Origin of the sequence: Psychrobacter sp. AOP5-GZ1-6 (genome assembly GCF_052376345.1) — a bacterium.
Taxonomy (GTDB): Bacteria; Pseudomonadota; Gammaproteobacteria; order Pseudomonadales; family Moraxellaceae; genus Psychrobacter.
Genome location: NZ_JBQSVP010000116.1, coordinates 1 through 9,826, shown reverse-complemented (window position 1 = coordinate 9,826; position 9,826 = coordinate 1). Strand labels below are relative to the sequence as shown.

At 40.3% G+C, this 9,826-nt stretch carries 7 protein-coding genes; 3 read left to right on the top strand and 4 right to left on the bottom strand.

The genetic code is table 11. The features are described from left to right. Positions 1–455: 455 nt before the first annotated feature. Positions 456–1,088, top strand: coding sequence for an OmpW/AlkL family protein (locus ACT3RN_RS12420; protein ID WP_192518750.1), 633 nt, complete (start codon positions 456–458; stop codon positions 1,086–1,088). A 140-nt stretch (positions 1,089–1,228) separates the two neighbouring features. Here ACT3RN_RS12420 and ACT3RN_RS12415 read toward each other — a convergent pair whose 3' ends face one another. Both ACT3RN_RS12415 and aceE read right to left on the bottom strand, forming a co-directional pair. Beyond that, entirely contained in the window at positions 1,229–2,920 is a 1,692-nt protein-coding gene (locus tag ACT3RN_RS12415) for a 2-oxo acid dehydrogenase subunit E2 (RefSeq protein WP_444518691.1), read from the bottom strand. Positions 2,921–2,945: 25 nt separating this feature from the next. Next, on the bottom strand, positions 2,946–5,747 hold the full coding sequence (gene aceE / locus ACT3RN_RS12410; protein ID WP_192992001.1) for a pyruvate dehydrogenase (acetyl-transferring), homodimeric type: 2,802 nt from the start codon (positions 5,745–5,747) through the stop codon (positions 2,946–2,948). A 612-nt stretch (positions 5,748–6,359) separates the two neighbouring features. On the opposite strand from aceE, the gene ACT3RN_RS12405 reads away from it, so the two are divergent. Both ACT3RN_RS12405 and ACT3RN_RS12400 read left to right on the top strand, forming a co-directional pair. Continuing rightward, positions 6,360–6,530: a hypothetical protein gene (locus tag ACT3RN_RS12405; protein WP_192518747.1), complete on the top strand. Its 171-nt coding sequence runs from the start codon at positions 6,360–6,362 to the stop codon at positions 6,528–6,530. A 619-nt stretch (positions 6,531–7,149) separates the two neighbouring features. Further along, on the top strand, positions 7,150–7,614 hold the full coding sequence (locus ACT3RN_RS12400) for a hypothetical protein (RefSeq protein ID WP_192992002.1): 465 nt from the start codon (positions 7,150–7,152) through the stop codon (positions 7,612–7,614). Between the two features lie 234 nt (positions 7,615–7,848). Here ACT3RN_RS12400 and ACT3RN_RS12395 read toward each other — a convergent pair whose 3' ends face one another. Further along, a complete protein-coding gene (locus ACT3RN_RS12395; protein ID WP_192520790.1) occupies positions 7,849–8,547 on the bottom strand; it encodes a TetR/AcrR family transcriptional regulator in 699 nt (232 codons plus the stop codon). A 260-nt stretch (positions 8,548–8,807) separates the two neighbouring features. Next, the coding region (locus ACT3RN_RS12390) for an endonuclease/exonuclease/phosphatase family protein (protein WP_444518690.1) at positions 8,808–9,826 on the bottom strand (1,019 nt) is incomplete at its 5' end.

Below are 9,826 nucleotides of genomic sequence, written 5' to 3'. Positions count from 1 at the left end.
AAATATAAACTACCGTAAATAATGTAAAAACAATTGCCATCATAGCGAATTGTAAGAACTGCTCATCAGCATGTAGTTGCTGACTGACATCTTGTGCCGGCAGTAGAAATAGACTGCACTCTGGACAACAAGAATCTATACGATTCAACATTTTCATAGAACGCGCATGTTTACAGCGCAGAGGAGAATTACTACAATAGCCGATCATAATATATTACGCCTATTTTTATACCATCATCATTTATACAATAAATGACGCATAAACAATTCTTATTGTAGCTTATGAAATAAAAGAATTGAATATACGTTTAAAACCTTACAGTTAAAGCGGATTTGTATTATAATAGAGCTATAATGTTACAGGTTAATCAATAATCATAACATTGTGTATCCGTGACTAATGTTATCCCTCATTAGAAACTGACCCATAATCTCTCACATTGAGGAACCAAACGATGAAACTACAATCCCTAGTTTTAGCCGCTGCTACTGCACTTACGATGACCACTGCTTTTGCTGTGCCTGCTGGCTCTTGGTCTATCGCTGCTGGTGCACACTATGTAGACCCTAAGAGTGACAATGGTACTCTTGCAGATGGTGCACTCTCTGTTGATGTTGGCGGCGATGCGCGCCCAACACTTACTGGTGAGTACTTCATCGCTAATAATGTTGGTGTTGAATTATTGGCAGCGATTCCATTCAATCATGACATTACCTTAACAACTGCTGATGGCGACACAATTGAAGGCGAAACTCAACACTTACCCCCAACCCTATCTTTACAATATCACTTCGACTATGACAATATGCCGATGAACATCAAACCTTTTGTCGGTGTTGGTGTTAACTACACTACGTTCTTTAAAGAAAAGCTATATACAGGTGATGCAGCTGATTTAGATATTGATGATAGTGTAGGTGTTGCTGGCCATATCGGTGTTGACTTCCCATTGACGTCAACAGACGCCTTCCGTATTGATGCACGCTATATCGACATCGAATCAGACGTCAGTCTAAATGGTGAGAACCTCGGCGAAGTAGATATCAGTCCTTGGGTATATGGTGTTGCTTATGTAAAAAGCTTCTAATGTACTAATGTCATGAATAAAAAAGCCAGCTATTAAGCTGGCTTTTTTATCTTTATCATTTAATAAAATGACAATTGTATCAATAGAAAAGGCTATCCGTAGATAGCCTTTCTTGAACCAGTACTATTATATCGTTGAGTTTATAGCAAAATACGACGTGGATCCGCCAGTAACGTTGCAATATAACGCGTAAATACTGCAGCATCTGCTCCATTAATCACACGATGATCATAAGACAGTGATAACGGTAGCATCAAACGTGGCTCAAAGCTTTGCTTCTTAGCATCCCAACGTGGCTGCATACTCGCTTCTGACACCCCTAAAATACCTACTTGCGGCCAGTTTACTAATGGTGTAAATGCCGTACCGCCCAAGTTACCTTGGCTCGATATGGTGAAACTCGCCCCTTGTAAATCTTTAGTGCTGAGCTTCTTATCACGAGCTTTAACTGCCAACTCGCCAATCTCAATAGCAATTTGCTTCAGACCCTTGTCTTGTACGTTTTTGATAACAGGTACAATGAGGCCATCATCTGTTGCCACTGCGATACCCATATTGACACTTTTACGCAAGATAACTTGAGTATTGTCATCACTTAAGTGACTGTTAAAGCGTGGATGTTGGGTTAACGCATAAGCAGTCGCTTTGACCACGAAGGCTAAAATAGTAAAGCCAATACCTTCTGCTTTCATACCGCCTTTTAACTCGCCACGTAGTTTTTCGGTCTCAGTGATGTCAGACAAATCGAACTGCGTTACTTGCGGCAACAATGTATTGTAATTGAGTTGAGGTATCGAGACCTTCTGTAGACGGCTAAGATCTTGCGCCGATGTTTCACCCCAAATCTCGGTATTACTCATGTCTGGTAATGTTGGCAGGCTTGAAGTAGCCACATTGCCACTAGCAGGTGCCGCTTTTTGAGTGCTTAGACTTTCTTTAACATGCGCAAACAAATCTTCTTTTAGAATACGATCATTCAGTGCCGAACCGCTCACTTTCGTGATATCCACACCTAACTGACGTGCCAGCTTACGTACAGCTGGACCTGCATAGACATCGACTAGCTTTTCATTTACTTGGGCTTCTGTCAGCTTGTCATTTTTATTGCTAGCAGCTGTAGTAGGCGTTGACGATTTTGTTGCTTGCTTTGGTTCGCTTGCAACAGTATCAGCCGCTGCTTTCTCAGCTTTTGGTTTAGAGGTCTCTGTACTGGCTTTTTTAGCAGCAGGTGCATTACCTACAATCACAATGAAATCTTGACCGTTGGCAACCATGTCACCAGCTTGAACCAAAATCTTCTCGACCGTACCTGACACAGGTGCAGGCACTTCGACTGAAGCTTTATCAGATTCAATCAATAAAATCGATTCATCTGCATTAACAGTATCGCCAACACTAACCATGATTTCAGCAACTTGTGCCTCATCCACACCTAAATCTGGCAAGGCATAAGTAGCCGCTGCTGCAGGCTCATCACTACTGCTGTCATCAGCTTCCTCAGTCTGACTCTCTTCAACCGCTTGGCTTTCTGGAGCGCGTTCACTTTCAGCAGGCTCATCGCTAGAAGAGTCACTACTGGTTACCGCTGCTGTTTCGGCAGTACCTTCATCACTCTCAAGCTCTATCAGTACCATGCCTTCACTAACTTGGTCACCAACAGCAATACTAATTTTGGTGACTTTGCCAGCAGCAGAGCTTGGTACTTCTACCGATGCCTTGTCTGATTCTAATAACACGATGTTGTCATCTTTTGCGATAACATCACCAACTTCTACCATAATTTCGCTGACTTCAGCGCTATCAACACCCAAATCTGGGGCTTTAATATCCATGGGTTATCTCCTTGTCTTATGATTATTATTCTTTGACATCACCATTATTCGGTAAATTTGCATCCGCTTGATTTTCATTACTGATTTCATCATCGTCTTCAGCGATAAACTCAGGTACCGGATTTGGGTTTACATTACCTGGTGCTGGTGCATCTGGAGAATGATCATAATAAGACTGTTGTTGCCATGCAGGTGGATGATCCACATCAATGTCTAAGCTTGAAATCGCGTCTTTCACCAAACGCATCTCAACTTCACCTTCATCAGCTAGACGTTTCAGCGTTGCCACCACAATGTGTGCAGCATCAACGTTGAAGAAGCTGCGTAGGTTTTCACGCGTATCAGAACGACCATAACCATCAGTACCCAAAGTGGTATAAGGACGGTTGTCTGGCAACCAAGCACGGATTTGCTCAGAATAGTTGCGCATATAATCGGTCGCTGCAACCACGATACCTTCGTGCGGTGCCAACTGCTCTGTAACCCAAGGCACTTTCTCTTCTTCCATTGGATGTAGACGGTTGTAATCATCACAAACCATGCCGTCACGAGTCAGCTCGTTGAAGCTAGTCACACTCCAAACATTGGAGGTGATATTGAACTCATCTTTTAGAATCTGTGACGCTTTTTGTACTTCGCGTAAGATAACACCAGAGCCCAATAGCTGTACTTGCGTTGAGCCATTATCTTCAAGCAGGTACATACCACGTTTGATACCTTCTTCAGCACCTTCTGGCATAGCAGGTTGCTCGTAGTTTTCGTTCATCAACGTCAAGTAATAATAAACGCGTTCGCCTTCACCATACATACGGCGTAGCCCATCATGCATAACGACTGCTAGCTCATAACCAAAGCAAGGATCATAGCTGACACAGTTTGGTACGACATTGAATAGAATTTGTGAGTGGCCATCTTGATGCTGTAAGCCTTCGCCATTCAGCGTTGTACGACCAGCCGTAGCCCCTAACAAGAAACCTTGTGCTTGACAATCACCTGCTGCCCAAGCCAAATCACCCACACGTTGGAAACCGAACATGGAGTAATAAATATACATCGGAATCATCGGTAATGCGTTTACAGAGTAACTGGTTGCCAATGCAATCCAAGTACTCATGGCGCCTGCTTCATTGATGCCTTCTTCTAACATGTGACCATCAATAGCTTCTTTGTAGCCCATTAACGCTTCGCTATCTTCAGGCGTATACTTTTGACCAACAGCTGAGTAAATGCCTAATTGACGGAACATACCTTCCAAACCAAAAGTACGTGCTTCATCAGGTACGATTGGTACAACACGATCTTGAATGTCTTTATTCTTTAGCATTGCTGACAATAAACGTACAAACATCATCGTGGTGGATTGTTCTTTGCCATTACTACCTTTTAGTACTCGATCAAAAATCGATAGCTCAGGGATATTCAATGGAATATGGCCACTACGGCGATTAGGCAAGTGACCACCCAATGCTTCTCGACGACCTTTGAGATACTTCATCTCCGCTGAACCTTCTTCAGGGCGGTAGAATGGTAGAGTCTCTAGCTGTTCGTCGGTAAATGGCAGATCAAAACGATCACGGAAATACATCAAAGCTTCTTGATCCAGTTTCTTAATCTGATGTGACTTATTGACAGCTTGTGTTTGAGTAGATAAGCCGTAACCTTTCACAGTTTTGACCAAGACAACGGTTGGCTGACCTTTGGTTTTCATAGCTTCACTAAAGGCAGCATATACCTTCATTGGATCATGACCACCACGGTTTAGGCGTGATATATCTTCATCAGATAACGCATTAGCCATTTCTTCTAGCTCTGGGTACTTGTTGAAAAAGTGCTTGCGAGTAAATTCAGGCGTACGGGCTTCATATAACTGATACTCACCATCAACCACTTCTTCCATACGCTGTTTCAACACACCTGTATGGTCATTGGCTAGTAGACTGTCCCACTTACCACCCCAAATAACTTTAATTACTCGCCAACCTGCACCGCGGAATACAGATTCTAGCTCTTGGATGATTTTCCCATTACCACGTACCGGACCATCAAGACGCTGCAAATTACAGTTGACGACCCAAATTAAGTTATCCAGTTTCTCACGGCCAGCAAGAGAGATCGCTCCTAAGCTTTCTGGCTCATCAGTTTCACCATCGCCTAAGAATGTCCAAATTTTACGGCCTTCTTTTTCCAACAGCCCACGGTTTTCCATATAACGATGTACATGGGCGTGATAAATAGACATGATTGGACCAAGTCCCATCGATACCGTTGGGAACTGCCAATAATCCGGCATTAAATATGGATGAGGATAGCTTGATAAACCTTTACCACCGACTTCACGACGGAAATTATCGAGCTGATCTTCAGTCAAGCGACCTTCTAAATAAGAGCGAGCATAGATACCTGGCGCTGAGTGACCTTGGTAATAAATCATATCACCACCGAAATGATCACTAGCCGCACGGAAGAAATGGTTAAAACCAGTTTCATAAAGCGTTGCACTAGAGGCAAATGTCGCCAAATGACCACCCAAGTCATCATCATTTTTGTTCGCACGCATCACCATGGCCAATGCATTGTAACGAATCAAAGCACGAATTTTACGCTCAATGGTCAAATCACCAGGATACATCGCTTCATCTTCGACCGCGATCGTATTTATATAAGCGGTATCCAAACGATTGAATGGCAGTCCTTCTTGAACCGCCATGTTGTATAGAGCTTTTAGCAAAAACTGAGCACGATCTTTGTCCGCATGTTTGAGTACAGACTCAAAGGCTTGCAGCCATTCCTGTGTTTCGGTGCTATCAGCATCCTTATAATAGTTCATCTTATTGTCCTTTTTTATCAGTCAGCCCTGCATAGTGGCAGGGAGTTATTAAATCAAGTATCAATCAATACTGTCTTACATAAATCGTTTGCTCAATGACTTCCTTGTTAATTTTAAGAAATGACATTTCACAGGTTAGGTTTATAGGGCTGTATTTAACGGCTTCATAAACATAGTCGCTGCATAATAGATAGCTGCCCAACATAACCAATCAAAAAGAAAACAGCAGTGTCTCTTATTCCTTATAAATGGAACAGCTAGATAATAAAGGCAAAGTTGCCTTTGGCCTCTACAGTCAATTATCAGATGATAATAACTCTTCATTATAGGCTCTTCTGACATAGATGTTTATAGCTGTAGAGAAATGGTAATATGACAAGTATTTTTGAAATAAATAATGATTAGTTGCTAAGTAAATATTTACTAAAATAACATGTCTTTGGTCTTACTACTGTTAACTGTTTTACAGCATGACATTTTATCGCTTAATCACACCTTTCATCTTTTTTAGCTATGGGCTAAACCATAAAATCCTTATCATACAGATATAATAAATTTCGTCTTTTATATAGCAGAACTGTTGTTACAGTGAATATTATTTCAGGAAGTTAAATGCAAAAAAGTCAAATTCGTGGCTGCAAATATTACTCCGGCTCTACGCTCATGTTTGCCATCACAACTGCTGCTATTTTTATTATGGCTATATTAGTCACTATTAATGCAAAAGCTAACTCTTTGAACCTGCCTGCAACTGCTACCTACTCGACAACACCTAAGATATAGTCATAAAGTAATACTGGTTTGGCTGCTTATATGCCTTAGTAAATCTTTACTTCTTCATAATCAACAATGCACTGCTGCAATAAATACTTTTAATTTGTCCATGTCTGAGTTCCACAAGTCCTACATTAAAACTACATTGCATTTGAATACAAATAGAGTGCTTAATCGCTAACAAGAGCAACACTTCTCTCAATAAATTTGGTTAGAATAAAGTCATTGATAAAGTGTCTAAATTTAGACTGTATCAAATCGAAACTCTGCCATTCGGTGACCTCAACACGCAACCTATCTTATTCATTATAGATTTTTATATTTTTTTTGTTACACTCAAAAACGCTTATCCTTACTAGGGCGTGTCCTCATTTTAGAAATGGTGATAAAAATGAGATAAATTGCCGTCAAACAAGGAAAATAGCGCAGATAATATCGAGATATTAGTCAGCTATTTGACGCCGTTTGGCAAGATTTAGCTATTTTTAACCCATTTAGATAACTATCGATTGAATTAAGGACATGCCCTAGACTAGCGCCCTATTGCTGAACTACAAATACCTATATTAAGATGCACAAAACGGGATTGTATGAATAGTAACAATGTATGTTATGCAAGGAACACGATATGAAAGGTTTTGATATTTTACGTGGTGCTGTATTAACAAGTTTAGCATCGATATTTTTATTAAATACTGCTCAGGCTAATAATGCATTAAAGATGACACTAACAGCAACCAAAGTGATGAAGGATGCTGAAGGTCAAACCAGCTATATACCGATACGCACCGCACCCACTGGCACCATCGTTCAATACAAAGCAACTTATACCAATGCACTAGACAAAGACATTAGGGATATGGCGGTGATACTACCTATTCCCGCCAATATGGTCTTTACGGGTGAAGCTTACCCGGCTAGCGCACTCGCCAGTATTGATAGCAAAAATTACGGCCATATACCTTTGATGCGAAAAATAAATGGCAAGATGATTGAAATCCCTTTATCTGAATATCGCACCTTACGTTGGGATATAAAGTTATTACCAGCGAAAAAATCAGCAGCCGTTGCATTTAATACCATGGTAGATTAAAACACTTATAACCTTCATAAATATGCGCATAGTAAGAGAAACGACTTACTAATAACACCCTCCTACAGAGATATAGTCGTGATACGTGCCATAAGCAAATGTCGACACCGACTCTGTAAAACAATCACGGCCAGATCTATCGACAAAAACATCGCTAAAAACAGTAAACACAAAAAAGCCAACATGTCATGTTGGCTTTTTTGTGTTTACATAGCTTCAATATTCTTTAACGCTCTACACTGATGATTTTTTACGTGGTAGCTTTTCTGGTAGATAGCAACGTAAGTAAGCGATGAATGCAATATTCGCTTCTTGGATATACTCATCAGTAATTTTTTGATGACGACGATAAGATAACGTAAATATAGAGTTGATAATGCTATAAGCAATCAACAACGTATCTTGAATATCATGGAAACCTGGCATTTCATAACGCTCTGACAAACGCTTATAAACCAAATCAATGATTTGATAGTTGATATCTTCACCGAAGCTATCACCTTCGAAATCAGGCGTATTGGTATCATAAATAAGCTTAGCTTTGGTTTCATCATTATGGAATATCGTCACACACTGATCGATGAGTGCCGTCAGATAACCCTGCCATCTATCATAATTACCAATATCAACTGTTTCTACGATCTCTAATATTTCAATAGCATTTAAAAAGCGTAATGCTAAAAATATTGCTTCGATATTAGGAAAGAAGTGATAGGCAGAAGCTCGTGGGATACCTGCTTCTTCACACACAGCGGCCAAAGTGATATCATTAATGGGCAGTGTTTCACTCAATTTTTTGGCACCCGCCAACAACTTTTGGCGACGTGCTCGACCTTGCTGACTCGTAAACTTAAATTTATTCGGTACAAGCTTTTTTGCTAGCTCCGAGTCTACCAACACATCTTCAATCTTTTCGTCTTTATTTTCGCTCATCATAGGCCTCTTAATATTACACCCTGTTTTATAGATACAAACTTCATTAGATAATATTAATTTTTATTTAAAAATTAAGCTATGTTAACTAACAATGTCACGCTAATATGCGCACCATCTCTAACGGAGAGGCATCATAAACGCTTGTACACCATCAAGCAAGGAAGATAAATAAGTTAAGTAATAGTAAAGTATAGGTCAACAATCTAATAGAGTTAACCATTTAATGCAATTCAATATATCAAACTTAATGATTAGGTTTAATTATTAAGTTTAATTTTTGCTCTTATAATACCATGATCGATGACTCTATCTGCATAATCCCACTTCAAATGATCATTAAAATAGTCCACCCGTTCAACCTGACCTAGCGAATACTTGCTGTCAGGCAAAAACTCTTCTGAAACAAATAGCTGGTCAATTATTTCTGGCATACCTTGATATATATGGGTATATGCCACATCTTTCATCCAACCATAACGCGCTTGAATACGAGCGGCATCGAATAGTGCAACATCACGCATGCTCTTATCATAATTGACTTCTCCAGTCTCCGCCATCAACTGAGTGGTCACACTACCCGTAACGTCATTCATATCACCTAACAGAATCAATGGCTCCTGAGTATGATGTAGTCTTTCAATGACAGACATGCGGATAGAAGCAGCTTCTGCAGCACGCATACATAAACTACGCAGTTTGGCACGAACTCGAATGTTTGGGTCATCCATATCTTCTAGTAAGTGACCTTTATCATCACGTAGAAAAAAAGCACGCTTACTTTTTAAATGTGCAGTAACAATCGTAATCGGTTGTCCATACGCATCAACACGCAAAATCAACGGTGGACGATTAAAGTGCTGATGAGGACCAATATCAGGAATATCAATCACCGCTTTTGGCTCAATGTCTGTTAATAAACTGCTTTCTAAATGTTTAAAACGACTAATAATGCCAACAGCAGGGGTATTTTGTGCACCTTTACCCTGCGTATGAGGACTAGAAACATCATTACTGGCTAGTGGCGCGACAACATGCTCGCGCTTAAACCCCAATGAAACAGCTAAATCTGTTAACGCTTGGCTGTCCCATACCTCTTGTACTGCAATGATATCAGCGTTTGCCTTTGCTAAAAGGCTACTAATACCACCTAACTTGTGCTCGTATTCATCATCACTGTAAGCAGGCGCATTGTCATAATAAATTCGATTTGGATTAGCAAAATTAAGTAAATTAGCAGTGGCTATATAAAACTGTTTGTCACTGTCATTATTAACCA